Source organism: Pseudomonas sp. RL_5y_Pfl2_73 (genome assembly GCF_963970515.1).
Lineage (GTDB): Bacteria > Pseudomonadota > Gammaproteobacteria > Pseudomonadales > Pseudomonadaceae > Aquipseudomonas.
Genome location: NZ_CAXAPD010000011.1, coordinates 1 through 25,294 on the forward strand (window position 1 = coordinate 1; position 25,294 = coordinate 25,294).

The 25,294-nt window shown below is 59.7% G+C and carries 24 protein-coding genes and 1 pseudogene; 14 read left to right on the forward strand and 11 right to left on the reverse strand.

Annotation, left to right across the window (positions count from 1 at the left end):
• Window positions 1-786 precede the first annotated feature (786 nt).
• The 5 genes from AACY42_RS12675 to AACY42_RS12695 all read left to right on the forward strand — a co-directional run bounded on the left by AACY42_RS12675 (window position 787) and on the right by AACY42_RS12695 (window position 5,311).
• The gene (locus tag AACY42_RS12675; RefSeq protein ID WP_339479726.1) at window positions 787-1,761 is read left to right on the forward strand and encodes an aKG-HExxH-type peptide beta-hydroxylase; all 975 of its coding nucleotides are present in this window, start codon (window positions 787-789) and stop codon (window positions 1,759-1,761) included.
• 3 nt (window positions 1,762-1,764) lie between these two features.
• Window positions 1,765-2,673, forward strand: a complete 909-nt coding sequence (locus AACY42_RS12680; RefSeq protein ID WP_339479727.1) for a DMT family transporter — start codon at window positions 1,765-1,767, stop codon at window positions 2,671-2,673.
• 268 nt (window positions 2,674-2,941) lie between these two features.
• Complete coding sequence (locus tag AACY42_RS12685; RefSeq protein ID WP_339479729.1) at window positions 2,942-4,114, forward strand: hypothetical protein; 1,173 nt, start codon at window positions 2,942-2,944, stop codon at window positions 4,112-4,114.
• Window positions 4,115-4,580: 466 nt separating this feature from the next.
• Window positions 4,581-4,811, forward strand: a complete 231-nt coding sequence (locus AACY42_RS12690; RefSeq protein WP_339479730.1) for a hypothetical protein — start codon at window positions 4,581-4,583, stop codon at window positions 4,809-4,811.
• 266 nt (window positions 4,812-5,077) lie between these two features.
• Complete coding sequence (locus tag AACY42_RS12695) at window positions 5,078-5,311, forward strand: hypothetical protein (protein WP_339479732.1); 234 nt, start codon at window positions 5,078-5,080, stop codon at window positions 5,309-5,311.
• A gap of 12 nt (window positions 5,312-5,323) precedes the next feature.
• On the opposite strand, the gene AACY42_RS12700 is transcribed toward AACY42_RS12695, so the two are convergent.
• From AACY42_RS12700 to def, 5 genes are all read right to left on the reverse strand, one after another.
• Window positions 5,324-5,629 (reverse strand): tetratricopeptide repeat protein, encoded by a 306-nt coding sequence (locus tag AACY42_RS12700; protein ID WP_339479733.1) that lies wholly within the window; start codon window positions 5,627-5,629, stop codon window positions 5,324-5,326.
• 178 nt (window positions 5,630-5,807) lie between these two features.
• On the reverse strand, window positions 5,808-7,181 hold the full coding sequence (gene trkA, locus AACY42_RS12705) for a Trk system potassium transporter TrkA (RefSeq protein WP_339479734.1): 1,374 nt from the start codon (window positions 7,179-7,181) through the stop codon (window positions 5,808-5,810).
• 24 nt (window positions 7,182-7,205) lie between these two features.
• Window positions 7,206-8,516, reverse strand: a complete 1,311-nt coding sequence (gene rsmB / locus AACY42_RS12710; protein WP_339479735.1) for a 16S rRNA (cytosine(967)-C(5))-methyltransferase RsmB — start codon at window positions 8,514-8,516, stop codon at window positions 7,206-7,208.
• Window positions 8,513-9,472, reverse strand: coding sequence for a methionyl-tRNA formyltransferase (fmt, locus tag AACY42_RS12715; protein ID WP_339479737.1), 960 nt, complete (start codon window positions 9,470-9,472; stop codon window positions 8,513-8,515). The genes rsmB and fmt overlap by 4 nt, the downstream gene beginning before the upstream one ends.
• 71 nt (window positions 9,473-9,543) lie before the next feature.
• A complete protein-coding gene (gene def, locus AACY42_RS12720) occupies window positions 9,544-10,050 on the reverse strand; it encodes a peptide deformylase (protein ID WP_030138961.1) in 507 nt (168 codons plus the stop codon).
• Window positions 10,051-10,219: 169 nt separating this feature from the next.
• Here def and AACY42_RS12725 point away from each other — a divergent pair, with 169 nt between their 5' ends.
• The 3 genes from AACY42_RS12725 (at window position 10,220) to AACY42_RS12735 (ending at window position 13,039) form a co-directional block, all read left to right on the forward strand.
• Window positions 10,220-11,245 (forward strand): LysM peptidoglycan-binding domain-containing protein, encoded by a 1,026-nt coding sequence (locus tag AACY42_RS12725; RefSeq protein WP_339479739.1) that lies wholly within the window; start codon window positions 10,220-10,222, stop codon window positions 11,243-11,245.
• Window positions 11,246-11,326: 81 nt separating this feature from the next.
• Window positions 11,327-12,421 carry a DNA-processing protein DprA gene (dprA, locus tag AACY42_RS12730; protein WP_339479741.1) on the forward strand — a complete coding sequence of 365 codons (1,095 nt, stop codon included), beginning with the start codon at window positions 11,327-11,329 and terminating at the stop codon, window positions 12,419-12,421.
• A gap of 60 nt (window positions 12,422-12,481) precedes the next feature.
• On the forward strand, window positions 12,482-13,039 hold the full coding sequence (locus AACY42_RS12735) for an L-threonylcarbamoyladenylate synthase (RefSeq protein WP_339479742.1): 558 nt from the start codon (window positions 12,482-12,484) through the stop codon (window positions 13,037-13,039).
• A 192-nt stretch (window positions 13,040-13,231) separates the two neighbouring features.
• Here the strand turns inward: AACY42_RS12735 and AACY42_RS12740 are convergent, their stop codons facing one another.
• Window positions 13,232-13,996, reverse strand: a complete 765-nt coding sequence (locus AACY42_RS12740) for a sulfite exporter TauE/SafE family protein (protein WP_339479744.1) — start codon at window positions 13,994-13,996, stop codon at window positions 13,232-13,234.
• Between the two features lie 108 nt (window positions 13,997-14,104).
• On the opposite strand from AACY42_RS12740, the gene AACY42_RS12745 reads away from it, so the two are divergent.
• Window positions 14,105-15,019 (forward strand): LysR family transcriptional regulator, encoded by a 915-nt coding sequence (locus AACY42_RS12745; protein WP_339479746.1) that lies wholly within the window; start codon window positions 14,105-14,107, stop codon window positions 15,017-15,019.
• Window positions 15,020-15,132: 113 nt separating this feature from the next.
• Here AACY42_RS12745 and AACY42_RS12750 read toward each other — a convergent pair whose 3' ends face one another.
• The gene (locus AACY42_RS12750) at window positions 15,133-16,110 is read right to left on the reverse strand and encodes an NADPH:quinone reductase (protein ID WP_339479748.1); all 978 of its coding nucleotides are present in this window, start codon (window positions 16,108-16,110) and stop codon (window positions 15,133-15,135) included.
• A 163-nt stretch (window positions 16,111-16,273) separates the two neighbouring features.
• On the opposite strand from AACY42_RS12750, the gene hemF reads away from it, so the two are divergent.
• Window positions 16,274-17,188 (forward strand): oxygen-dependent coproporphyrinogen oxidase, encoded by a 915-nt coding sequence (gene hemF, locus AACY42_RS12755; RefSeq protein ID WP_339479749.1) that lies wholly within the window; start codon window positions 16,274-16,276, stop codon window positions 17,186-17,188.
• 13 nt (window positions 17,189-17,201) lie between these two features.
• On the forward strand, window positions 17,202-18,023 hold the full coding sequence (aroE, locus tag AACY42_RS12760) for a shikimate dehydrogenase (protein WP_339479750.1): 822 nt from the start codon (window positions 17,202-17,204) through the stop codon (window positions 18,021-18,023).
• Between the two features lie 113 nt (window positions 18,024-18,136).
• Here the strand turns inward: aroE and AACY42_RS12765 are convergent, their stop codons facing one another.
• The 3 genes from AACY42_RS12765 to betC form a co-directional block, all read right to left on the reverse strand.
• Window positions 18,137-19,705, reverse strand: coding sequence for a SulP family inorganic anion transporter (locus tag AACY42_RS12765; RefSeq protein WP_339479752.1), 1,569 nt, complete (start codon window positions 19,703-19,705; stop codon window positions 18,137-18,139).
• Between the two features lie 228 nt (window positions 19,706-19,933).
• Entirely contained in the window at window positions 19,934-20,854 is a 921-nt protein-coding gene (gene choX, locus AACY42_RS12770; RefSeq protein ID WP_339479754.1) for a choline ABC transporter substrate-binding protein, read from the reverse strand.
• Between the two features lie 16 nt (window positions 20,855-20,870).
• Window positions 20,871-22,385 carry a choline-sulfatase gene (gene betC, locus AACY42_RS12775; protein WP_339479756.1) on the reverse strand — a complete coding sequence of 505 codons (1,515 nt, stop codon included), beginning with the start codon at window positions 22,383-22,385 and terminating at the stop codon, window positions 20,871-20,873.
• A gap of 114 nt (window positions 22,386-22,499) precedes the next feature.
• Here betC and AACY42_RS12780 point away from each other — a divergent pair, with 114 nt between their 5' ends.
• A complete protein-coding gene (locus tag AACY42_RS12780; RefSeq protein WP_339479757.1) occupies window positions 22,500-23,450 on the forward strand; it encodes a choline sulfate utilization transcriptional regulator in 951 nt (316 codons plus the stop codon).
• 23 nt (window positions 23,451-23,473) lie between these two features.
• On the opposite strand, the gene AACY42_RS12785 is transcribed toward AACY42_RS12780, so the two are convergent.
• Window positions 23,474-24,133 (reverse strand): NAD(P)-dependent oxidoreductase, encoded by a 660-nt coding sequence (locus AACY42_RS12785; RefSeq protein WP_339479758.1) that lies wholly within the window; start codon window positions 24,131-24,133, stop codon window positions 23,474-23,476.
• Between the two features lie 85 nt (window positions 24,134-24,218).
• Here AACY42_RS12785 and AACY42_RS12790 point away from each other — a divergent pair, with 85 nt between their 5' ends.
• Window positions 24,219-24,545 carry a DOPA 4,5-dioxygenase family protein gene (locus AACY42_RS12790; protein WP_339479760.1) on the forward strand — a complete coding sequence of 109 codons (327 nt, stop codon included), beginning with the start codon at window positions 24,219-24,221 and terminating at the stop codon, window positions 24,543-24,545.
• A 128-nt stretch (window positions 24,546-24,673) separates the two neighbouring features.
• A pseudogene (locus tag AACY42_RS12795) lies at window positions 24,674-25,249 on the forward strand (citrate:proton symporter); the annotation flags it as partial.
• Window positions 25,250-25,294: the final 45 nt, after the last annotated feature.

Consider the following 25,294-nt stretch of genomic DNA (forward strand, 5'->3'; position numbering starts at 1 on the left):
TTGGCGGGCACAGGAGAGGTGCGCGTGTAATACAGCAAATGGGCGCTGCGAAGCGCCTTGCTGCGCCCGGAAGGGCTGAAAAATGAAGAAAATGGATCAAATTTCGACGCGGGTCGTTTTTTGAAAAGTACTGACGGCTCGATAGCCGGAGAATATCCGGCTATTTCAGACCATCCTTAATGTGGCAAACGCCCCGTCTTGAGGTGTTGTCTCGCCCAGATCTGCTGGGCATTGGGATGTAAAAAAGTGGACGCATTTATTTTTAGTGGGATAAGTCGGTTTGGCGGACTGGTATTGAAAACGAGGTGGGCTTTTTTATGAGTGCTTTCGCACTCAAGCGGGAGCAAGCTCCCTCGCCACAAAAAAGCTGTTTTGCATGAGTTCATGCCCGACGCAAAGCGATCCTCAACGTAAGGAATTCTGCTTACACCTTTCGGCGGCCAAGCGACAATCTATATTCCTAAAAGTTGGATCCAATATAGCAAATGAGTATATAACGCAAAAAATAACAGTGTCATTTATCAAAATGATTATGTTAGTTTCGCTTTGCCTTGCAATGAAATGCGAACGGCATAATCTTTCAAAAAAATGGAGCTTTTTATGAAACTCGATATGTCCAAACTGATCGTATCTCAATCCGCACTGAGCCTGACTGCAATGGTTGCGCTGTCGAGCGTAAACAAATCTATCGGCGAATAAATTTCGACGGTGATTTATTAGAAGGACTGCCATATCGCTATGGCGGTCCTTCTTTTTATGGAGAGCCTGCTTTCAAGGAGAAATCAATTGAGCATCTTAATCACAAATGAAGAGTATCGCCAAGATGCCTACACATTGCTCAATCAATACAAAGAGTCGATGAGCTACTTGGCGAGTGTGTTTAATGATGACTATCAAAAATCCGACTCTGTGACCAAGCTGTCTTGGAAGTCTTTCGCATTCTACAATAAGTGCATCAAGAGCTTGCAAGCCAACGATGCAGATTCAGGCTTACATTTTTTTCAAGAAGCCAAGCAAAACGAAAGGCATGGATCAGAAGGATTCAGGGTTTCTGGCTTCTCTGAAAACAACCGAAAAGAAGAAATTGACTTGGTTGCCGATGAAGTACGAGAAGAGGCGTCTGGCAAAATCAGCATTGGTTTCATCGGCGCTGATGTTGCTGAAATCGAGAAAGCAAAATTAATCGCAGGAATAGAACTTCTCAAGGCCCAATCGATAGACCTCTACAATGAAGCTGAGATCCTAATAGATGAAATAGTCTTGACGGGGCCTGGCGATGAATACCATGTCAGATCGGCCAGCAGTTACAATTTATTAGGGCTGATTTTGATATGGGCCGATGAAGTCCATAGCCCCATCTATTACGCACAACAGGTAGTCCATGAGGCCGCCCATTTAAGACTGTTTTTAAAAAGCACAGATGATAAGTTTGTTTTGAATCCAGAGAGTGAATTATACACAGCGCCATTCAGGCCTGACGCCCGTCCCATGCTCGGTATATTTCACGCACTTTTCGTACTGGCTAGAATTGCACTGGCAATGTCTGGTTTGGGAAAAATAGCGCCTGGAAAACTGGCAGAGGAAGCGCTTGAGAAAGGGCGGGCGGCTGAGAAGAGATTTTTCGCGACCGCAGCTCAGATCAAGCGGGACGGTGTGTTGACGCCCATGGGACAACAGATTTTCGATGAGTGCTTGGAGGAAATGACCAAAATATCACCTTTTCGCAATGTTTATGATGACATGCTGAAAAGTGGATTCTGAGCAATGAACAGTTTTAAAAAAATCGCCCCACATGATTACGCATTTTTATTGCTAGTGGCGCTGATCTGGGGGGGGAACTTCGCCTTAATTAAAGTAGGGCTTGAACAAATCAAACCCTTCGTGATGACATTCATCAGGTTTTCGCTTTGCGTCTTCCCGTTTGTATTTTTCATGCCAAGACCTAAAATTCCAGCTTATGTACTCGCCGCCTATGGAATATTGTTTGGTGGCGGAATATGGGGGTGCGCCAACATTGCCATCTATACAGGCACCTCTCCCGGCACTGTATCCCTCATCATTCAGCTCAGCGCATTCATGACATTTATCATTGGCCTGATTGCCTTTAAGGAAAGAGCTTCCAACATCAGCATTATCGCCCTCGCGATATCACTCTCTGGCCTTTTCTTGATGCTAATCAAGAACAATCAGGGTTCAGGTCCGTTGGGCGTTGCTATCTGCTTGCTCGCAGCTTTTTGCTTTAGCATGTGTACTTTCATTATTCAAAAATACAAGCCTGAAGACCTGCTACCCTTTATGGTTTGGAGCTTCTTATTTAGCCTTCCAGTTCTATTTGTTCTTGCCTTGTACTTTGAGGGTGCCGAGTCATTCTATAGCCTGAAGGATGCGATAAACTACAAAGTCATAGTGTCGCTGATCTCACAGTCTTACGTGACGACTCTGCTGGGGTACTGGATATGGAACTACAACATCAGAAAATATTCCGGATCCACCGTGGCCCCCATTGGCTTGCTGGTTCCGTTTTTCGCCATCATCATTTCCTACTTGTTCTTTAGCTACCCGATAAATGGGACAGTCATTCTATCGATAGGCTTGGTTTTCTGCGGCGTGATGTTGTTCAACCTACGACACAGCATTGAGCAGTTATCTAACAAGACCGCCATACAAAGATGACACGACCTTGCTCAGGTTTAAAATTTGCCGCAGGAACGCATGCACCACTTCAATGCCGTCTCGGCCAAACCGCCCAAAAAAAGTGCGTTTCGCTAGTCATTTTGGAGCGCGCTTTTTGCCCGTTGATTTAGTTGCAAACTTTAACTTTCAAAGCGTCTTAAACATGGGGTTTGAGCGTGCACAAAAACGGTACGGCCTGCACTTATCACGGCCCAAGCGGTAGTTTTCACTTCCGTCATGCCGAAACGCTTACGATAGGGAAGTTTCCATGAAAAATTTTTCAAAAGAATTAGCTATTTTTTTAGTCTGCTCAACGGCTTACCGCCTATGTTCCGGGGCATTGGTGGTCTCCCTGACGTGGACCATCCTCAACCAGAACGAAGGTGGTTATTTACCTTTGGCATTGGCGATTTTTTGCTCCTTCATTCCGGCCTTCATCACGCCGGTGATCATCAAGCAGCTGTCGGCGCGAATGAACGGACGAAAAATGAGCAGCTGGTTTACGTTTTGTCTGGCCGGTCTCAGCCTGGTGGTAGGGGCAAGCCGAGACATCACCATCGCTCTACTAGCCGCCAACCTCTTTGTCTGGCTGGTTTTCATGCTGCTCGAAGCCAGCTTGGATATGTGGTTCACCCAGGTTCAGCGTGGTATGGATGAAGCCTCTGTCAGACGAATCAGTGGTGCAACCACTGCAACCGGTCAAGCGGCCCTGATGATTGGTCCGTTGTTGGCAGCCGGCTTGATGCCGATCCTGCCGGGTATGGGGTTCTTCATTTTTCTGGGCGCTGGATTCCTGCTGGTATCAGCGATTTGTTACATCCGCCATGGTCACTCGGTGGTGGCACAAGAGGCTAGCGAGACAGTTGCGCCAGCCAAGCTTCCACTCACCCTGTTTGTGCCCATGGTACTGATCTGGCCAATCCTCGGTGCCTTCAATTTCATGCTTCCCGTGTATGTGTCGAGCCATGGCTGGGCGCTATTTGAGCTTGGTGTGCTGGATGCAGTGTTTGGCATGGGGATGGCGTTGGTGGGAGTGCTGATCATTCTGAGTAATACCGGTCGCAATCTATCGGTATTTCTCTCGGGGCTGATCGGGCTGGCCATCATTTCCGCAGCGGTATGGTTTATGGTGCCAGATACCCTGGTGCTCAAGGCGCTGAGCCTGCTGATCCTTGGCATGGCCTTTGGCGGTGCGCGGGTGCATATCCGAGCAGCCATTGCCTACCGCTACAGCGAGGCTGCCGTTGGTGCGTGTGTTAGCCGGGCGAATGCCCTCGCAACACCGGTCTTGCTGTTAATCCTCAGCCTGCAGTTGGCATTGATCGAGAGCGCGTGGCTGATACCGTTTCTGATGATTACCTTGTCCATTGTTCTATTGCTGCAGACATCGGCGACTCGCTTTGCCCAAGGACACACGAGCCCGGTAACAGCAGGTGCCTGATAGTCCTTATCCGGGGGCAACATAGCCCCCGATTGGGCCACTTGCGCAGCAGATACGGCTTGAGAAACCGATCGAGCAGAAAGGACAGCGCCAGGGCAATGATCATTTGGGTAATTTCGGGCATGTGTGTTTCCAGTCAGGTCTTGGTGATCAGTGTCGAGAGGTGCGTTGTGGGCCAACGCCGCCGTTGACCTGCGCCTCGATGCTGACCAGTACGTCGCCCGCCTGGTAGGTGCGGCAGGATTTGATTGCAGACATACGCGCACCGAGCGTAGTGGATTCAAATCATTTCTATGCCGCCGCCACTTGGCGAGGCTCTTGAGAATTATCTGTAGGACAACCGAATCGAACGCCCTTGCGGAAACTTTAAGTGACAAACAACCCGCCCAAACCGGAATTGTCCTTTATGTAAATCGCCATATCTGAATAAAACTCAGAGCCTTGCGAATTCATCAAGGACTGAAGAATGGAGTTCGATAAGTATCAGTTCACCCCCCATCACGGGATCACTTTCTGCGTAAGCCGTTTCACCGTCATGCCCGCAGACAGAGGCGGGCTCAGAACGCTGTATTTTCGCGAGGCGAAAGCGGCCAACTTTGAAGTCACCCGATTGCTGGTGGAGCTCTATGACAAGATGCTCGCCAGGGATCTGCCTTGTGTCATGAACGTCGGAATTTCCAATCCCCCTGACTCGTAGCCAGGGGGATTGGCTCAATGAGCAACGCACGGATCTTCTCACCATTGCCACTGGGATTTTTACGGGGGTGGCTGGTCAAGTGCCAGGCATTGGTAAAGCTGTCGCACCAGCAGCAGGCTACTTAGGCCGAAAGTGGGCCAAGGACCTGTTACCGACCTATCACACTGGCGATGTAATCGTCAGCCTGGGTGCTCAAGTCAGCGGTGGTATCGGGCCACAGCGCTCAACTTCGTCCATCATCATTCAATCCCGAGGAAACATAAGCTATGAGTCTCAATAGTCAGTATGTACTGGCCGGTTTGGGGATCCTGCTGCTGCATGTTTGTGTGAGACGCTACGTGCTCAGGGTGCGACTGGGGATAGCCCTGGTTTGCTTGGGTTTTTTGGTGATATTTGTGTTGCCGTCATTCATTGGCAGCATTGATGTTGGGCTCTTTGCGATTGCAGCAATAGCGGCGGGATCGGGGATGATCTCCAGTCGAAGGCTGTACGAAAAGTGATGGAGGCCGCTCCTATCGATCCAGTTTTTTGAGAAACACGGTCATTTCTTTTTCGGCCTGTTTGTCGCCATGGGCGCGGGCGGCTTCAAGGCCTTGTTCCCAGGCTTGGCGGGCTGCCGGTAGGTTGCCTTGGCCTTGGTGGGCCTTGCCCAGTAGTTTCCAGGCTGCTGAGTACTTGGGGTCGAATTCGACGCAGCGTTGGAGGTGTTCGGCGGCGCGGGGGAATTCGCCTAGGTCGAGGTAGCCTTTGCCTAGGCCGAAGCGTAGCAGGGCGTTGTCCACACCCTTGGCGAGCATTTTTTCCAGGGAGTCGAGCATGGGGTGGGTCCTTTGGGGTTATGTCAGTGATTGATCTGTTGAATGTGAGATAGCTATCGCGAGCAGGCTCGCTCCCACAGTGGATCTCAGTCGATCACAATTTTTGTGAACGACAGCGACCCCTTGTGGGAGCGAGCCTGCTCGCGATGAGGCCCCTCCTGTCACTGCACATCCAGGATCAGAAGAAACTCAACCCCACATGGAACAGCTTCTCGACATCGCGAATGTGCTTTTTGTCCACCAGGAACAGGATCACATGGTCGCCGGTCTGGATGGCGGTGTCGTCGTGGGCGATCAGCACTTGTTCGTCTCGGATGATCGCGCCGATGGTGGTGCCCGGCGGCAGGCCGATGTCGCGGATGGCCTTGCCGATCACTTTGCTGGACTTGGCATCGCCATGGGCAATCGCCTCGATGGCCTCGGCCGCGCCTCGGCGCAGGGAGTGCACGCTGACGATGTCGCCGCGCCGCACGTGGGCCAGCAAGGTGCCGATGGTTGCCAGTTGCGGGCTGATGGCGATGTCGATGTCGCCGCCCTGGATCAGGTCGACGTAGGCCGGGTTGTTGATGATCGTCATGACCTTCTTCGCCCCCAGGCGCTTGGCCAATAGCGACGACATGATGTTGGCTTCGTCGTCGTTGGTCAGGGCCAGGAAGATGTCGGCATCGGCGATGTTTTCTTCCAGCAACAGGTCGCGGTCCGAGGCACTGCCCTGCAGCACCACGGTGCTGTCGAGGGTGTCGGAGAGGTAGCGGCAGCGCGCCGGGTTCATCTCGATGATCTTGACCTGGTAACGGCTTTCGATGGCTTCGGCCAGGCGCTCGCCGATCTGCCCGCCGCCAGCGATGACGATGCGCTTGTAGTTCTCGTCCAGACGGCGCATTTCGCTCATGACCGCGCGAATATTTGCTTTGGCGGCGATGAAGAAGACTTCGTCGTCGGCTTCGATCACCGTGTCGCCCTGGGGCAGGATCGGCCGGTCACGGCGGAAAATCGCCGCCACCCGGGTCTCCACGTTCGGCATGTGCTCGCGCAACTGGCGCAGTTGCTGGCCCACCAGCGGCCCGCCGTAGTAGGCCCTGACCGCCACCAGTTGCGCCTTGCCTTCGGCAAAGTCGATCACCTGCAAGGCACCAGGGTGCTCGATCAGGCGCTTGATGTAGTTGGTCACCACCTGCTCGGGGCTGATCAGCACATCCACCGGAATCGCTTCGTTGTCGAACAGGTCGGCGCGGGTCAGGTAGGACGCTTCGCGCACCCGGGCGATCTTGGTTGGGGTATGAAACAGCGTGTGGGCGACCTGGCAGGCGACCATGTTGGTTTCGTCGCTGTTGGTCACGGCCACGAGCATGTCGGCATCGTCGGCGCCGGCCTGGCGCAGCACCGTTGGCAACGACCCGCGACCTTGCACGGTGCGGATGTCGAGGCGGTCGCCCAAGTCGCGCAGGCGTTCGCCGTCGGTGTCGACCACGGTGATGTCGTTGGCTTCGCTGGCCAGATGTTCCGCCAGCGAACCGCCGACTTGTCCTGCGCCGAGGATGATGATTTTCATCCAGTCACTCCTATCGAATCGGTCTTAACCGCGTGCGGCGGCGATCTTGATCAGCTTGGCGTAATAGAACCCATCGTGTCCGCCCTCCTGGGCCAGCAACTGGCGGCCATGGGGCTGTTTCAGGCCGGCTTGGCTGGCAATGTCCAGTTCCCGCGCCCCTGGGGTGCGGGCGAGAAAGGCGTCGATCACGTCGGTGTTCTCGGTCGGCAACGTCGAACAAGTGGCGTAGAGCAGCATGCCACCGACTTCCAGGGTCGGCCACAAGGCATCAAGCAGTTCGCCCTGCAACACGGCCAATGCCGCAATGTCGTCCGGCTGGCGGGTGAGCTTGATGTCCGGATGGCGGCGGATCACGCCGGTGGCCGAGCACGGGGCGTCGAGGAGGATGCGCTGGAACGGCTTGCCGTCCCACCAGGTTGCCGTGTCGCGGCCATCGGCGGCGATCAGCTCGGCCTCCAGGCCCAGGCGTTCGAGGTTCTCCTTCACCCGCACCAGGCGCTTGGCTTCCAGGTCCACGGCCACCACGCCGGCCAGCTTCGGCTCGGCCTCGAGGATGTGACAGGTCTTGCCACCCGGTGCGCAGCAGGCGTCCAGCACCCGTTGGCCAGGCGCCAGCTCCAGCAGGTCGGCGGCCAGTTGGGCGGCTTCGTCCTGGACGCTGATCCAGCCCTCGGCAAAGCCCGGCAAGGCGCGCACATCGCCCGGGGTTTCCAGCACGATGCCGTCGCGACTGTAGTGGCACGGGATGGCCGGGATGCCCGCCTCACCCAGCAACGCCAGGTAGGCATCGCGGGTATGGTGGCGACGGTTGACCCGCAGGATCATCGGCGGGTGGGCATTGTTGGCGGCGCAGATGGCTTCCCACTGCTCGGGCCAGAACGCCTTGAGGGATTTTTGCAACCAGCGTGGGTGCGCCGTGCGCACCACCGGGTCGCGCTCCAGTTCGGCCAACAGGGCTTCGCTTTCCCGCTGGGCACGGCGCAACACGGCATTGATCAGGGCCTTGGCCCAAGGCTTTTTCAGCTTGTCGGCACAGCCCACGGTTTCGCCGATGGCGGCGTGGGCCGGGACGCGGGTGTAGAGCAGTTGATAAAGCCCCACCAGCAACAACGCTTCGACGTCGGCATCGGCGGCCTTGAATGGCTTCTGCAACAGCTTGGCCGCCAGGGCCGACAGCCGCGGCTGCCAACGGGCGGTGCCGAACGCCAGGTCTTGGGTGAAACCGCGATCACGGTCTTCAACCTTGTCCAGTTGGGTCGGCAAGGAACTGTTGAGGGAGGCTTTGCCGCTGAGGACGGCGGCAAGTGCCTTGGCGGCGGCCAGACGCGGGTTCATGAGGCGTCCGCCGCTTGGCCGAGGACGGTGCCGACGGCAAATTTCTCACGGCGGCTGTTGAACAGGTCGCTGAAATTGAGTGCCTTGCCACCGGGCAGTTGCAGGCGCGTCAGGCACAACGCCTGTTCACCGCAGGCCACGACCAGGCCATCCTTGCTGGCGCTGAGGATCTCACCCGGTGCGCCCTTCCCTTCGGCGTAACTGGCCGCTAGCACTTTCAGGGCTTCGCCGTTCAAGGTGCTGTGGCAGATCGGCCAAGGGTTGAAGGCGCGCACCAGGCGTTCCAGCTCAACGGCCGGACGACGCCAGTCGATACGGGCTTCGTCCTTGTTCAGTTTGTGTGCGTAGGTGGCGAGGCTGTCATCCTGCACCTCGCCCTCCAGCCTGCTCGCGGCCAGGCCGGCAATGGCCTGGACCACGGCCGGCGGGCCAATGAGCGCGAGGCGGTCGTGCAGGCTGCCACCGGTATCTTCGGCGCTGATGGGGGTGCTGACCTTGAGCAGCATCGGCCCGGTGTCCAGGCCGGCTTCCATGCGCATCACGGTCACGCCGCTCTCGGCATCGCCCGCTTCCACGGCACGCTGGATCGGCGCGGCACCGCGCCAGCGCGGCAGCAGCGAGGCGTGGCTGTTGATGCAACCCAGGCGCGGGATATCCAGCACCACTTGGGGCAGGATCAGGCCGTAGGCGACCACCACCATCAAGTCCGGCTTCAACGCCGCCAGTTCGGCCTGGGCTTGCGCATCGCGCAGGGTCGGCGGCTGCAACACCTCGATGCCGTGCTCCAGGGCCAACTGCTTGACCGGGCTGGGCATCAGTTTTTGCCCGCGACCGGCCGGTCGGTCCGGCTGGGTGTAGACCGCGACGATTTCGTAGGGGCTGGCCAGCAGGGCCTTGAGGTGTTCGGCGGCAAATTCGGGAGTGCCGGCAAAGACGATGCGCAGTGGCTCAGTCATGGGTAGCTCTCAATTACAAAGCAGTCGCAAAAAGAAAAAGGCTTGCCGCGGCAAGCCTTTGAAGGGGGGCATCAAGCGTTCTGGCGATGGATCTTTTCCAGTTTTTTCTTGATCCGGTCACGCTTGAGGTTAGACAGGTAATCCACGAACAGCTTGCCGTTGAGGTGGTCACACTCGTGCTGGATGCACACGGCCAGCAAGCCTTCGGCGATCAGTTCATAAGGCTGGCCGTCACGGTCCAGGGCCTTGATCTTGACCTTCTGTGGGCGGTCGACGTTTTCGTAGAAGCCTGGCACCGAAAGGCAGCCTTCTTGGTATTGGTCCATCTCGTCGGTCAGGGTTTCGAACTCGGGGTTGATGAACACTCGCGGCTCGCTGCGGTCTTCGGAGAGGTCCATGACGACGATACGCTTGTGCACGTTGACCTGGGTCGCGGCGAGGCCGATGCCTGGCGCTTCATACATTGTTTCAAACATGTCGTCGACCAACTGACGCACTTCGTCGTCCACTACGGCCACTGGTTTGGCGATAGTGCGCAGGCGCGGGTCTGGAAATTCGAGAATGTTCAAAATGGCCATAAGCTTGATAAATGCACGTGTGAGGTAAAGTCGGGTGGCTGGCCTGGCGTGTCTTGGGATGCAGGCTACCGTTGTAAAACGTTGCGCTTGTGGAGAATAGCTCCTTAAGCAGCGAGCCACGGGGGCTCTGGCGTTTTACGCGAACGCACATAATAAAGGGATTCACCGCATGAGGAAATCACTACTCGCCCTGCTGCTCCTGGCCTCGGCCGGTATCGCGCACGGGCAAGTGCAACTTCGGGAAGGTTTTCCCCAGCAATACACGGTGGTGACGGGGGACACACTGTGGGACATTTCCGGCAAGTACCTGCGCGAGCCGTGGAAATGGCCGGAGCTGTGGCAGGCCAACCCGCAGGTCGAAAACCCCAACCTGATCTATCCGGGCGACACCCTGTCGCTGGTCTACGTCAACGGCCAGCCGCGCCTGACCCTCAATCGCGGCACTTCGCGCGGTACCATCAAGCTGTCGCCGCGCATTCGCAGTTCGCCAGTGGCCGACGCCATCCCGAGCATTGCGCTGCAATCGATCAACAGCTTCCTGCTGAGCAACCGCATCGTCGACACGCCTGAGGATTTCAACAAGGCCCCCTACATCGTCGCCGGCAATGCCGAGCGAGTGCTCAGCGGCATGGGGGATCGGGTCTTTGCCCGTGGCTCGTTCGATACGAACCAGACGGCGTACGGCATCTTCCGCCAGGGCAAGGTCTACACCGACCCCGAGACCCAGGAATTCTTGGGCATCAACGCCGATGACATCGGCGGCGGCGAGGTGGTCGCCACCGAGGGCGACGTCACCACCCTGGTCCTGCAACGCACCACCCAGGAAGTGCGCCTGGGTGATCGCCTGTTCAGCGGCGAAGAGCGCTCGATCAACTCGACCTTCATGCCCAGTGCGCCGAAATCGGACATCCACGGGTTGATCCTGGACGTGCCGCGAGGCGTGACCCAGATCGGCGCGCTGGACGTGGTCACCCTGAACAAGGGCCGGCGCGACGGGCTGGCCGAAGGCAATGTGCTGGCGGTGATGAAGACCGGTGAAACCGTACGCGACCGTATCACGGGCGAGCGGGTGAAAATCCCCGATGAACGGGCCGGTCTGCTGATGGTTTTTCGCACCTACGACAAGCTCAGCTATGGCCTGGTGCTGTATGCATCGCGCTCGTTGGCGGTGCTCGACAAGGTTCGTAATCCATAACGGGTCTCACAAGTTACCAACAGAGTTATCCACAGCTTTCTCCCGTTTGAACGGGGCTCATAACGATCAAGGATTGATCACATGCCACTGCCTGAACCTGCGCCGGTTTCCCCTGCGGAACTGGAGGCCCGACTACGCCTTCACCGCTTGCCGGAGCTGGGACCCAAACGTTTCATGACCCTGATGGAGGCCTTCGGTTCGGCCTCCAAGGCCATCAGTGCACCGGCCAGCGCCTGGCGCGCGTTGGGCTTGCCGTTGGCCTGTGCCGAGGCGCGGCGCAACCCGGATGTGCGTGACGGCGCCGCCCATGCATTGGCCTGGCTGGAGCGTTCGGGCCAGCATTTACTGATGTGGGACCAACCCGACTACCCGGCGCTGCTGGCGCAGATCAGCGGCGCGCCGCCGCTGCTGTTCGTCGCTGGCGACACCTCGATCCTGGAAAAACCCCAGCTGGCGATGGTCGGCAGTCGCCGGGCATCACGCCCCGGCATGGACACCGCGGCGGCGTTTTCCCGCAGCCTGGCCGGGGCCGGTTTTGTCATCACCAGCGGCCTGGCCCTGGGCATCGATGCGGCGGCCCATCAAGCGGCGCTGGATGTTGGCGGACGCACCGTCGGCGTGCTGGGCACCGGCCTGGAAAATTTTTATCCACAGCGCAATCGGCGGCTGGCGGAGGCGATGATTGCCCAGGGCAGCGCGGTGTTGTCGGAGTTCCCGTTGGACGCGCCGCCCCACGCCAGCAACTTTCCGCGCCGCAACCGGATCATCAGTGGTTTGTCCCTGGGGGTACTGGTGGTCGAAGCCAGTGTCGCCAGCGGTTCGCTGATCACCGCCCGACTGGCGGCGGAACAAGGCCGCGAGGTGTACGCCATTCCTGGATCGATCCATCACCCTGGTGCCCGAGGCTGCCATCAACTGATCCGCGACGGTGCGGCGCTGGTGGAAACCGTCGAGCACATCCTCGAAGCGCTGCGTGGTTGGCAACAGTTACCGCTGGCCTCGGAGCCCGTACCCGTGACCCATCCGCTGCTGCGCCTGCTGCATGCCGCGCCGCTGAGCAGTGAGGCGCTGGCCGACGCCAGTGGCTGGGGCTTGCCCAAAGTGCTGGCGGCGTTGACCGAACTGGAGATGGAAGGACGCGCGACCTGTGACAGCGGACGCTGGTTTGCGCGCTAGGTTTTATGGGGAAGATCGGTAAACTGCCCACAGCCTTATTTGCGTTGCGGGAGAATCTTCATGGTCAACAGTTGGCGTGTGCAACAAGCCGCGCGAGAAATTCGCGCCGGGGCGGTGATTGCCTATCCAACCGAAGCGGTCTGGGGCCTGGGTTGTGACCCGTGGAACGAGGAGGCGGTGGAACGCCTGCTGGCGATCAAGTCGCGACTGCCCGACAAAGGCCTGATCCTGGTGGCTGACAACATCCACCAGTTCGACTTTCTGTTCGAAGACTTCCCCGAAACCTGGATGGACCGCATGGCCAGCACATGGCCGGGGCCCAATACCTGGCTGGTGCCGCACCAGGACCTGCTACCGGAATGGATCACCGGGGTGCACGACACGGTCGCGCTGCGGGTCAGCGACCATCCCACCGTGCGCGACTTATGCTCGTTGGTCGGGCCGCTGGTGTCCACCTCGGCCAACCCCCAAGGGCGCCCGGCGGCGCGCACGCGGATTCGCGTCGAGCAGTATTTTCGCGGGCAGATCGACCTGGTGCTGGGCGGCAACCTGGGCGGGCGCAAGAACCCCAGCGTGATTCGCGACCTGGCGAGCGGCAAGGTCGTTCGGCCGGACTGATACCGCGTCATCGTTCATCGCGGGCAAGCCTTGCTCCCACAGGTCAGGCTCTTGCAGGCTGGCGATACAATTTTCCAGGTACTGGCGCACCGGTTCCTTCAGTTGGCCGACCGACTGTTCGACATCGCGGCTGACCCGCGGCTCGAAGGGGGCTTCGCATTGCCGTTCGAACGGTTCGCCGCCTGCGGTGGATCAGCCTGGGAGGGCCAGGTCATAGGACAGCTTGCTGATCAGGATCACCAGCAGCACCAGGAACAGCCCACGGACAAAGGGCACTCCCTTGCGCACCGCCAGCCAGGTGCCGGTCAGCGCGCCGAGGATATTGAACAGCGCCATCGGCAGCGCCACCAGGTAGAGCACGTTGCCGGTCGGGATAAAGAACAGCAGCGCCGCGACATTGGTGGCGATGTTCACCAGCTTGGCTGACGCCGAGGCGTGCAAGAAGTCGAAGGCGAAGCAGCGAATGAACAGGAAGATCAGGAAGCTGCCGGTGCCCGGCCCGAACAAACCGTCGTAGAAACCGATGGCGCCACCGACCAGTACCGCCAGCAGCTTCTCCTTGGTGCCGATGCGCATGGGCTTGTGCAGGCTGCCAAAGTCCTTTTTCCAGAAGGTGTAGATCGCCATCAGCACGATCAGCACCAATACCGCCGGGCGCATCAGTGCCTGCGGCACGATCGATACCGTCGCCGCGCCAGCGAAGGCCATGACAAAAGCCGCGCCGGCGGCAGGAACCACCAGGCTCCAGTCGATCACCACCTTGCGCACGAACGAGCGCGCAGCAAAGGCCGTGCCGCAGGCCGCCGCGACCTTGTTGGTGCCGAGCAGGGCGGCGGGTTGGGCGCTGGGCAGCACATTGAACAGTGCCGGAATCTGGATCAGGCCGCCGCCGCCGACGGCCGCATCGATCAGGCCGGCGGCGAAGGCAAAGACACATAGCAGGACGATATCGAACATTGAATCAGGCTCTGGCGATAACGGGGTGGGGGTCGAGAGCGGAAGGCTAACGGAAGGGCCTTTTTTGTGTTGCAATGTCATATTGCGAAAAGTGCAACGAGGTGGCCGATGGCACTGGATATGTTGGCTGATCTTGAAGCCTTTGCGACGGTGGCCCGCAAGCGCAGTTTTGTCGTCGCAGCCCGCAGCCTGGGGCGCTCCCCCAGCTCGCTGACCCGCGCCATTCAAGGGCTGGAAGAACGCAGCGGGGTCAAGTTGTTCAATCGCTCGGCCAATGCCGTGACGCTGACCGAGGCCGGCGAGCGGCTACTGCCCCACGCCCACAGAATGCTCGATCTGCAACGTGAAGCGGACGAGGACTTGGCCGGGCTCAGCGGCCTGGCCACTGGCTGGATCCGCTTTTGTGCTCCGCAGTCCTTGGCCCACACGGTGGTCCCCGGATTGATCACCCAGTACAGCCAGCGTTATCCCGATGTCAGTGTGGATGTGATCTTCACCGATGCGGCGGTCGATCCGGTCAAGGGCAAGCTGGACTTTTCAATTCGCGGCGCCTTTCCACAATCCAGCGACCTGATCGGCTACCCGCTGTGGAGCTATTCGCGCTACCTCTACGCCAGCCCTGACTACCTGGAGCGACGCGGGCTGCCGGCGTCCATCGAGGCGCTGGAACAGCACGCATTGATCCTGCACACGGCGCCACGGATCCTCAAAGAATGGAATTTTCGTGGGCCGGGCCACGCCGGCAGCTTTCGCGTGCACCCCAAGTTTCGCTTCAGTTCCGGCGCGGCGGTGTTCCAGGCTGCGCTGGCCGGCGCCGGGATTGCCCGCCTGGCCGACTGGATGGCGGAGCCGGAAGTGGCGTCGGGGCGCCTGACGAGGGTGTTCCCCGAATACAAGCTGACCTCCAGCACGGGTGAAGACCCGCGCATGCATGCGGTCTATCCCGCCGGCAACCTGCCGTTGCGGGTCAAGAACCTGCTGGACATGATCCGTGCCTACGGTGACAGCGTCAGCCGCTCCTGAACCTGGGTTTTGTACGAAAAATCTGCCAGAACGCCAGGAAATTTGGTCCCACAGGTTTTACTCTGTGGGAGCAAGGCTTGCCCGCGATGAGGCCATCAAAAACACGCGGTCATTCAAGGCAGGAGCACGGTCGACCCCGTCGTCCGCCGCGCCGACAGCTCGGCCTGAGCCTTGGCCGCTTGCGCCAGTGGATAACGCTGGTTGATGTCGACGGAGAGCTTACCGCTGGCGATCATTGCAAACAGTTCATCGGCCATGCGCTGCAGGTTTTCGGCGTTGTTGGCGTAAGTCGCCAGGGTCGGGCGGGTGACGTACAGCGAGCCCTTGGCCGCGAGAACTCCCAGGTTCACACCCTCCACCGCACCCGAGGCATTGCCGAAGCTCACCACTAGGCCACGGGGGGCGACGCTGTCCAGGGAGGTCAGCCAGGTGTCCTTGCCCACCCCGTCGTACACCACAGGCACCTTCTTGCCGTCAGTCAGTTCCAGCACCCGCTGGGCGACGTTTTCCTTGCTGTAGTCGATGGTTTCCCAAGCACCGTGGGATTTGGCGATGGCGGCTTTTTCCGGCGAACTGACGGTGCCGATCAGCTTCACGCCCAAGGCCTTGGCCCACTGGCAAGCCAGGGAACCCACGCCACCGGCGGCGGCGTGGAACAGGATGGTTTCGCCGCCCTTGAGTTCATAGGTCTGGCGCAACAGGTACTGCACGGTCAGGCCCTTGAGCATCACGCCCGCCGCCTGTTCAAAACTGATGGATTCGGGCAAATGCACCAGGTTGGCCTCGGGCAACACATGCACATCGCTGTAGGCCCCCAGCGGGCCGCTGCCGTACGCCACCCGGTCGCCGACCTTGAACCGCGTGACGTGCGAGCCGATCGCCTCGACCACACCCGCGCCTTCGGCACCCAGGCCTGATGGCAACGCCGGTGGCGGATAAAGGCCGCTGCGGTAGTAGGTGTCGATGAAATTCAGGCCGATCGCTTTGTTACTGACGCGCACCTGCTGCGGGCCCGGCTCGGCAGGCGAGTAATCGGCGTACTCGAGCACTTCGGGACCGCCGTGGGAACTGAACTGGATACGTTTGGCCATCTTCACTTTCTCCTTGTCGCAGGACTTTTACCAAGCCTGCTATCGGACTCCTAAGCTTGACCGTCGTCAACTGTGGTGTGGGCAAGTGCGGTGGTATCCTGTGCGCCCATTTGCCACCGGCCCGCTATACGCCGCGTAGCGTAGCCCTGATCAAGGTGATGTCATGTCCACTCGCACCGAGGCCGTGAAAGCCTACCTGCTCGACCTGCAAGACCGTATCTGCACCGCCCTGGAAGCCGAAGACGGCGGCACTCGCTTCATCGAAGATGCCTGGACCCGGCCGGCCGGTGGTGGCGGTCGCACGCGGGTGATCGAAAACGGCACGGTGATCGAAAAGGGCGGCGTCAACTTTTCCCACGTCTTCGGCAGCGGTCTGCCCCCCTCGGCCAGCGCCCATCGGCCAGAACTGGCCGGGCGCGGCTTCGAAGCCTTGGGCGTGTCGTTGGTGATCCACCCGCACAACCCGCACGTGCCGACCTCCCACGCCAACGTGCGTTTCTTCATCGCCGAAAAGGAAGGCGAAGAGCCGGTCTGGTGGTTTGGCGGCGGCTTCGACCTGACGCCTTACTACGGCGTCGAGGAAGACTGCGTCCATTGGCACCGTGTCGCCGAGCAGGCCTGCGCGCCGTTCGGCCCCGAGGTGTACCCGCGCTACAAGGCCTGGTGCGACAGCTACTTCCATCTCAAGCATCGCAACGAGCCCCGGGGCATCGGCGGCCTGTTTTTCGACGACCTGAACGCGTGGAATTTCGACACCTGCTTCGCCTTCATCCGCGCCATCGGCGACGCCTACATCGATGCCTACCTGCCGATCGTGCGCCGCCGCAAGCACGACGCGTTCACCGCCAAACAGCGGGAATTCCAGGAATTTCGCCGTGGGCGCTACGTGGAGTTCAACCTGGTCTACGACCGCGGCACCCTGTTCGGGCTGCAATCGGGCGGGCGTACCGAATCGATCCTGATGTCCCTGCCACCGCAAGTGCGCTGGGGCTACGACTGGAAAGCCGAGCCGGGCAGCGAAGAAGCGCGGCTGACCGAGTACTTCCTGCAAGATCGCGATTGGCTGGCGAAGGCCTGAACGGGGATTTTTCATGGACCGCTACGTTGTAATGGGTAACCCGATCGGCCACAGCAAGTCGCCGTTGATCCATCGCCTGTTTGCCGAGCAGACCGGGCAAACCCTGGACTACAGCACGCTGCTGGCACCGCTGGAGGATTTCGCCGGTTGCGCCCAGGCATTTTTCCGCGAGGGGCGTGGGGCGAACGTCACAGTGCCCTTCAAGGAAGACGCCTTCCGCCTGGCCGATACCCTGACCGAGCGGGCCCAGCGGGCCGGGGCGGTCAATACGTTGAGCAAACTGGCCGACGGTCGTCTGTTGGGTGACAACACCGACGGCGCCGGGCTGGTCCGGGACCTGACCGTCAATGCCGGCTTCAGCCTCCGGGGCAAGCGCATCCTGTTGCTGGGGGCCGGTGGCGCAGTGCGTGGCGCCCTGGAACCGCTACTGGCCGAAGTGCCGGCCTCGGTGATCATCGCCAATCGCACGGTGGAAAAAGCCGAATTGCTGGCCGAGTTGTTCGCCGACCTGGGCCCGGTCTCAGCCAGCGGCTTCGACTGGCTGCAAGAGCCGGTGGACCTGATCATCAACGCCACCTCCGCGAGCCTGTCGGGGGATGTACCGCCGATTGCCACCTGCTTGATCGAGCCCGGCAAGACGGTTTGCTACGACATGATGTATGGCAAGGAACCGACCTCATTCTGCCGTTGGGCCAATGAACACGGCGCGGCGGTGGCAATGGATGGCCTGGGCATGCTCGCCGAACAGGCGAGCGAAGCGTTCTACCTGTGGCGCGGGATACGCCCCGACACCGCGCCAGTACTGGCCGAACTGCGCCGCCAGTTGGCGCTGTAGGAGCTGTCGAGTGCAACGAGGCTGCGATCTTGTCCCAGGCAATTGAGCCACAAGTGAAAGGATCAAAATCAAAAGATCGCAGCCTTCGGCAACTCCTACAGGGTTGAATCAGTTCAGTCCTCGAAGTGAATCGGGCACTTCTGCGCCCCCTCCAGCTTCATCAACTCCTCCACCACCTGCGGTCGGGCCATGCGCAAGGTCAGGCTGCGCCCCTGGCTGCGCAGGCGCCGGGCTTCCTGGTGGAGCATTTCCACCCCGGAATAATCGATGAAGTTGATCTGCTGGGCATCGATGACCACCCGCTGCGCCTGCAACCGTTGCAGGCGCGCTTGCAGGTAATGGCTGGCGCCGAAAAAGATCGAGCCGCCGACCCGCAGGATCTCCGCCTCCCCTTCGCGAAAATGCTGCACCCGCGGCTGTGAAGTGCGCTTGAGGTAAAAGAACAGCGAGGCCAGTACGCCGGCGTAGATAGCAGTTTGCAGCTCCAGCAGCAACGTGGCCAGGCAGGTCAGGCTCATCACCACGAATTCGGCGCGGCTCACGCGGTACAACGCCCGGAGACCGCGATGATCCACCAGCCCCCAGGCGATCAGCAAAATACTGCCGGCCATGGCCGGAATCGGTATGTGCGCGATCAGTCTCGCCCCAGCGACCGCAAACAACGCCACCCACAAGGCCGAGAACACCCCGGCCAGGGGCGAGCAGGCCCCGGCTTCATAGCTGAGGCCGGAACGGGTAAAGGAACCGGCCGACAATGATCCGGAGAAAAATCCGCCAACGATGTTGGAAAGCCCCTGCGCCCTCACCTCCTGATTCGCATCGAGCAATTGCCCGGAACGTACCGACAGCGAGCGGGCGATGGACAGGCTGGTGACCAGCCCAAGCATGCCCACCGCAACAGCCCCGGGTAGCAGGCGCAGGATCAGTTCCAGGTCCAATGGCAACAGCGAGAGCGGTGGCAGGCGCCCGGCAAAGGCGCTGACCAGCGCCACATGCCCGAACATCACCGGCCACAACCAGACCACCAGGCTGCTGATGACTAACGTTATCAACAGGCTCGGCCAGCGCGGCAGCAAGCGCTTGAGCACCACGCCCAGGACCAGGGTCCCCAACCCCAGCAGCAGCGACGGCTTATCCACAGCCCCGATGTGCTCGACCAACATCAGCAGCCCCCTCAGCGCCGTGGCTTCGTTCGGCAAGTCGAGGCCCAGCAGGTTCGGCAACTGCCCCAGGGCAATGACCACCGCCGCGCCCAGGGTGAAACCCAGCACCACCGAGTGCGAGACGAAATTCACCAGCGCACCGAAACGCAGCAACCCCAGCAACCATTGGAAAACACCCGCCAACACTGTCAGCAGCAGGATCAAGGTGATGTAGTCCTGGCTGGCAGGCACGGCCAGCGGACTGACGGTGGCGTACAAGACGATGGAAATCGCCGCCGTGGGCCCGCAAATCAGGTGCCACGACGAACCCCACAGGCAGGCGATCAGCACCGGCACGATCGCCGCATACAAGCCGTATTCCGGTGGTAACCCGGCAATCAGGGCGTAGGCAATGGACTGCGGCAACGCGAGAATCGCGCCGCTCAGGCCGACGATCAGGTCACGGCCGACACTGGCGCGGGTCTGCCGGGGCAGCCAGCTCAGGAAAGGCAAGAGTGAACGGCGCGTGGGGATTGCCATGGGGCCTCAAGGATGGGGGGTTGGCGCAAGAGTATCAGGTGAACCCATGTGGCGAGGGAGCTTGCTCCCGCTGGGCTTCACTGCAGGAGCTGCCGAAGGCTGCGATCTTTTGATCTTCAAGTGCCTGGGAAAGATCGCAGCCTCGTTGCACTCGACAGCTCCTACACAGCTCCTACTGAGCCCAGCGGGAGCAAGCTCCCTCGCCACAAGAGCCACTCGCCATTATGCCTAGAGCTTGGCCTTCACCGCCGCCAGCGCATCCTTGCCATCGAGGGTCTTCACACCGTCCAGCCATTTATCCAGGACCGCCGGGTTGGCCTTGATCCAAGCCTTGGCCGCATCGGCGTTGCTGACCTTGTTGTTCACCACCTCGGCCATGATGCTGTTTTCCATGTCCTGGGTGAAACTCAGGTTGGTCAACAGCTTGCCCACGTTCGGGCAGTCCTGTGCATAACCCTTGCGGGTCAGGGTGTAGACACTGCCCGTGTCGCCGAAGTATTTCTCGCCACCCTTGAGGTAGTGCATTTTCAGTTGCACGTTCATCGGGTGCGGTGTCCAGCCAAGGAAGGTCACGAATTTCTGTTTCTTCACCGCCCGGGAGACCTCCGCCAACATCGCCTGCTCGCTGGATTCCACCAATTTCCACTCGCCCATGTCGAAGTCATTGGTCTTGATGATTTCTTTCAGGGAGAGGTTGGCCGGGGCGCCGGAGCCGATGCCGTAGATCTTCTTGCCGAACTTGTCGGCGAATTTGTTCAGGTCGGCAAAGTTATGCACACCGGCATCCCAGACATAGTCCGGAACCGCCAGGGTGAATTCAGTGCCGTCCAGGTTCTTGGCCAGTTGCGTGACGTCGCCATTGGCCACGAACTTGTCATAGAAACCCTGCTGCGCCGGCATCCAGTTACCCAGGAACACATCCATCTGGCCGTCCTTGAGGCCACCGAAGGTAATCGGCACCGCGAGGGTGTCGACCTTGGCCTTGTAGCCCATCCCGTCCAGCAGGAAACCGGTGATGGCATTGGTGGCGGCGATATCGCTCCAGCCCGGGTCGGCCATCTTCACGGTTTCGCAGCTTTGCTCGGCCCAGGCCGAAACACTGCTCAACGCCAACAGTCCGGCGGTCAGTACTGTGGATAACTTTTGCATGTGCATGCCCCTTACGTTATTGGTTTTGGCAGGGTTGTGGATAACGGGCTTTGCGCTCCAGATCGTCGAGGTCGATGTGGTTACGCATGTACTGCTGGCTGGCGTCCACCAGCGGCTGGTGATCCCAGCTCTTGAGTTTACCCAGGGCCAGCGCCTGGGCGACGAAGCGGCGGCGCCGCTGGCTGGCGAGCACCTGTTGATGAATCGTCGGGATGTCCCACTTGGCACGCGCCTCGGCCAGAAATTCGGCGAACAGGGGCTGATGCTCAGGGGATTGGCTGAGATTTTCCAGTTCCTGGGGATCGTTGCGTACGTCGAACAGCAGGCACGGGTCATCTTCGCTGTAGATGAATTTCCACGGGCCGCGACGGATCATCATCAAGGGACTGATGGTGCCTTCGGCCATGTATTCACCGAAGACTTCATCATGCCCGCCCTGCCCTTGCAGGTGCGGCAGCAGCGAACGGCCATCCAGCGGCATGCCCGGTTCCAGCGTGCCGCCGGCCAGCTCCACCAGGGTCGGCAGCAAGTCGGCGGTGGACACGGCCGCGCTCACCCGGCCGCTGGCGAACTGCCCCGGCGCACTGATCAGCAACGGGACGCGGGCAGCCATTTCGAACCAGTGCATTTTGTACCAGAGGCCCTTTTCACCGAGCATGTCCCCGTGATCGCCGGAGAACACGATGATCGTGTCGTCCAGTAGACCGGTGTCTTCCAAGGTCTGCAGCAGCTTGCCGACATTGCTGTCAATGTAGCTGCATGCGCCGAAATAGGCACGGCGGGCGTCACGAATCTTATCCACAGGCATTGGCTTGTCCCACAGGTCATAGACCTTCAGCAGCCGCTGGGAATGTGGATCGAGCGCCGTTTGCGCCGGGGTTTGCGGCAAAGGGATGTCGTTGTCGTCATACAAATCCCAGAACGCGTTGGGAATCGTGTACGGGTCGTGTGGGTGCGTCATCGATACCGTGAGGCAAAACGGCTGGTCGCCGTCCTCGCGGATGTGATCGAACAGGTACTGCTGGGCCTTGAAAACCACTTCTTCATCGAAATCCAGCTGGTTGGTGCGCACACATGGCCCGGCCTGCAACACCGACGACATGTTGTGATACCAACTCGGCCGCACGTCCGGCTCGTCCCAGTTCACCGCCCAGCCGTAGTCGGCCGGGTAAATGTCGCTGGTCAGGCGCTCTTCGTAGCCGTGCAACTGGTCCGGCCCGCAAAAGTGCATCTTGCCGGACAGCGCCGTGCGGTAACCAAGGCGGCGCAGGTAATGGGCGTAAGTCGGCACGTCCGCCGGGAAATCCGCCGCGTTGTCGTACGCACCGATCTTGCTCGGCAACTGACCGCTCACCAAGGTAAAACGCGACGGCGCGCAGAGCGGGCTGTTGCAATAGGCGGCATCGAACACCACGCCCTCGGCGGCCAGGCGCGACAGGTTCGGCAGCTTGATCGGCGAAGGACCGTAGATCGGCAACATTGGCGCGGCCATTTGATCGGCCATGATGAAAAGAATGTTCTTGCGCTTCATGTATTCGCGGCATTCCATAGTAGATAGTTATGCGATATTGCTGCGATTGAGCATGTAGCCCCAAGGTTTTTGGGTAAAGCCCATACAGGACAATGACTAGGATAAGCACAGCTTATGTATGACGCTCTGGGTAACCTGTCGCTGGAACTGTTTCGCGCCTTTGAAGCCGCGGCGCGCCAACACAGTTTCACCGCGGCGGCGATTGAGCTGGGCACCACGCAACCGGCCATCAGCCAGCAGATCAAGCGCCTGGAAGAGCAACTGGGTACGCGGTTGTTCGACCGCATCTATCGCGGCATCGAACTGACCGAGGCCGGGACGATCCTGTTCGAGCAGGTACAGGCCGGCTTGCAGAGCATCGATGCCGGGCTGAGCGCGATCACCGCCCAGCATCAGCATGAGGTGCTGCAAGTCGCCACGGATTTCGCGTTCGCCGCCTATTGGCTGATGCCGCGCCTGCATCGCTTTCACGCGGCCAACCCGCAGGTGGACGTGAGCCTGGTGACCAGCGAACGCAACCACAACATGCTGCGCTCCGATATCGACGTTGCCGTATTGTTCGGCGACGGTCGCTTCAAGCAAGGCGAAAGTCGCTGGCTGTTCAGCGAGGAAGTCTTTCCGGTGTGCAGCCCGCTGTTGCTCAAGGAACACCCCAGGCCCTTGCCGGTCCAGGCCTTGGCGGAACTTCCGTTACTGCACCTGCGAGCGGACAACAGCAACAGTTGGTTCGACTGGAGTGGCGTATTTCGCGAGCTGGGCATCACTTCGCCGCCGGCCCCAGGGCAGTTGCGCTTCGACAACTACACACTGCTCATCCAGGCGGCGATTGGCGGCCAGGGTGTTGCCATCGGCTGGCGTCACCTTGTGGATAACTTATTGGCGCAGGGCCTGCTATGTCGCCCGATCGCTGAAGCGGTGCCGTCGCGGCTGGGGTATTACGTGGTCTTGCCCCAGCGTAAACGCCGTGGCGCATTGATCAGGCAATTCGTCGATTGGCTGATGGAAGAACAGGCCAATAGCGCTGAATCACTGACCGGGCTGCCGTTGCCTTCTATTGCGGTTTGAAAGAACCACACCTTGGGCAGCGTCTACATGGCCGCGACGAAACTGACGTGCTGGCCCACATGCAGATTCAAGCGCAGCTCATCGGCAATGCCAACCGCCACTCGATTAAGCCGCTCCAAGGATTCGGCCAGACCGGGTTCGAGGCTGGTACTGACCTGGCTGAAATGTTCGATGCCCAAGCCTGGCGCGGCATAGGGTGCGTTGATCAAGGTCCACTGCAAGGTGCTGTTCTTCAGGGCATCGAGCACTTCTTCGGCGCCATGGCGTTGCAAATCGTCATCCGCCGGCTCCTCGTCGAGCGTCGCAAAGTCGCCGACCAGGAACAGCCGCGCAATATCCACCGCCTGCATGCCAGCGATCAGTGCGTCCACGGCCAACACCTGCTCCACAGGGCCCGGCATCCATGTGCGTTCCACTTGTTCGCTGTTCATCGGCAACCCCGGCGCGTTCAGCAGACACACCACGGCGCTGGCACCGGCAACACTTTGCTTGACCCGCTCGGGATCGAAAAGATCACCGGTCTTGGTCCGCAGGCCCGGGCGCGGCGCCAGGGCGGTAAGATCGTCGAGAATGGCGATGACCTCGTGCTGGCGGCGCAGCATTTCAGCCATCAATGCACTGCCAAGGCTGCTCATGGCACCATAAAGCACCACTTTGATGACCGAGGTTTCGGCATTTTTCATGGCTGGTTTTCCTTTTTTTCCGCGTATAAGGCCTCTGACCCGCGAAAAACGGTGAGGGTTCGGCCTCTTTATCAAGGAGTGACAGATGCAGCGGATCAAGGGCTATCACGCCCACGTGTATTTCGACGCCCATACCCTCGACCAGGCGCGGGCCCTGTGCGAGGAAGCGGCGCAACTGTTCCCGCTGAAAATGGGCCGCGTCCACCAACGCCCGGTCGGCCCGCATCCGGACTGGAGCTGTCAACTGGCGTTCGAGCCGCAGTACATCGGCGTAGTCTTGCCATGGTTGGCGCTCAATCGCAAAGGCCTGGTGATTTTCATGCACCCGGAGACTGGCGATAACCTGGCCGATCACACCGACCATGCGATCTGGATGGGCGCGGTGCGGCCGTTGGATCTTTCGGGGTTCTGAGTCCAGTTCATGCGCTATCGGCTTTTGGCGCTGGATCGCTCAGATAATCAGCTTCAGCTCACGCGCGTTGTCATCATTGATGACGCTGACGGAACCTGGGTTAAACCCCATGGTTTTAACCAGAGTGCTCGCTGATCGCCGGCCTGTTGCCGCTGCCAGTGCTGTTCATGGTGGCCTTCAGCATCGCGATGATCGTCAACTACCCGTGCCTGCAACAGCAGAAAGACCGCGTCGCGGCCCACGCCGGCAGCGTGTTGGCGGTGGTCAGGCTGATTTTCGCGGCCGGTATCTTTACCGGCATCCTGTCCGGCACCGGCATGGTCGACGCCATGTCCAAGAGCCTGCTGGCGGTCATCCCGGAGTTCCTCGGCCCGTACCTGGCCGTGATTACCGCGCTGGTGAGCATGCCGTTCACGTTCTTCATGTCTAACGATGCATTTTATTACGGGGTGTTACCGGTTCTCGCCGAGGCAGCCAGCCATTACGGCGTCACCGCCGTTGAAATGGCCCGTGCTTCCATCGTCGACCAGCCTGTCCACCTGTTAAGCCCACTGGTTCCGTCGACCTACCTGCTGGTAGCGTTGGCCGGAATCGAGTTCGGCGACCACCAGCGCTTCACCCTGAAGTGGGCAATACTGGTTTGCCTCTGCATAATGTTCGCCGCATTGCTGATGGGGATTTTTCCGCTATTCAGCACTCTATAAAAGCAATGCCCGTTGCGTCGCCATCAGCGGCGCGGCCTAATACTC

Coding starts and splice junctions, on each gene's coding strand:
- AACY42_RS12740 (WP_339479744.1), bottom strand. CDS start 13,996: ATGTTCGATATCGTCCTGCTATGTGTCTTTGCCTTCGCCGCCGGCCTG.
- AACY42_RS12745 (WP_339479746.1), top strand. CDS start 14,105: ATGGCACTGGATATGTTGGCTGATCTTGAAGCCTTTGCGACGGTGGCC.
- hemF (WP_339479749.1), top strand. CDS start 16,274: ATGTCCACTCGCACCGAGGCCGTGAAAGCCTACCTGCTCGACCTGCAA.
- AACY42_RS12765 (WP_339479752.1), bottom strand. CDS start 19,705: ATGGCAATCCCCACGCGCCGTTCACTCTTGCCTTTCCTGAGCTGGCTG.
- AACY42_RS12790 (WP_339479760.1), top strand. CDS start 24,219: ATGCAGCGGATCAAGGGCTATCACGCCCACGTGTATTTCGACGCCCAT.
- AACY42_RS12780 (WP_339479757.1), top strand. CDS start 22,500: ATGTATGACGCTCTGGGTAACCTGTCGCTGGAACTGTTTCGCGCCTTT.
- AACY42_RS12750 (WP_339479748.1), bottom strand. CDS start 16,110: ATGGCCAAACGTATCCAGTTCAGTTCCCACGGCGGTCCCGAAGTGCTC.
- AACY42_RS12785 (WP_339479758.1), bottom strand. CDS start 24,133: ATGAAAAATGCCGAAACCTCGGTCATCAAAGTGGTGCTTTATGGTGCC.
- dprA (WP_339479741.1), top strand. CDS start 11,327: ATGCCACTGCCTGAACCTGCGCCGGTTTCCCCTGCGGAACTGGAGGCC.
- fmt (WP_339479737.1), bottom strand. CDS start 9,472: ATGACTGAGCCACTGCGCATCGTCTTTGCCGGCACTCCCGAATTTGCC.
- choX (WP_339479754.1), bottom strand. CDS start 20,854: ATGCAAAAGTTATCCACAGTACTGACCGCCGGACTGTTGGCGTTGAGC.
- AACY42_RS12685 (WP_339479729.1), top strand. CDS start 2,942: ATGAAAAATTTTTCAAAAGAATTAGCTATTTTTTTAGTCTGCTCAACG.
- rsmB (WP_339479735.1), bottom strand. CDS start 8,516: ATGAACCCGCGTCTGGCCGCCGCCAAGGCACTTGCCGCCGTCCTCAGC.
- betC (WP_339479756.1), bottom strand. CDS start 22,385: ATGAAGCGCAAGAACATTCTTTTCATCATGGCCGATCAAATGGCCGCG.
- AACY42_RS12690 (WP_339479730.1), top strand. CDS start 4,581: ATGGAGTTCGATAAGTATCAGTTCACCCCCCATCACGGGATCACTTTC.
- AACY42_RS12700 (WP_339479733.1), bottom strand. CDS start 5,629: ATGCTCGACTCCCTGGAAAAAATGCTCGCCAAGGGTGTGGACAACGCC.
- aroE (WP_339479750.1), top strand. CDS start 17,202: ATGGACCGCTACGTTGTAATGGGTAACCCGATCGGCCACAGCAAGTCG.
- AACY42_RS12725 (WP_339479739.1), top strand. CDS start 10,220: ATGAGGAAATCACTACTCGCCCTGCTGCTCCTGGCCTCGGCCGGTATC.
- AACY42_RS12695 (WP_339479732.1), top strand. CDS start 5,078: ATGAGTCTCAATAGTCAGTATGTACTGGCCGGTTTGGGGATCCTGCTG.
- def (WP_030138961.1), bottom strand. CDS start 10,050: ATGGCCATTTTGAACATTCTCGAATTTCCAGACCCGCGCCTGCGCACT.
- AACY42_RS12680 (WP_339479727.1), top strand. CDS start 1,765: ATGAACAGTTTTAAAAAAATCGCCCCACATGATTACGCATTTTTATTG.
- AACY42_RS12735 (WP_339479742.1), top strand. CDS start 12,482: ATGGTCAACAGTTGGCGTGTGCAACAAGCCGCGCGAGAAATTCGCGCC.
- trkA (WP_339479734.1), bottom strand. CDS start 7,181: ATGAAAATCATCATCCTCGGCGCAGGACAAGTCGGCGGTTCGCTGGCG.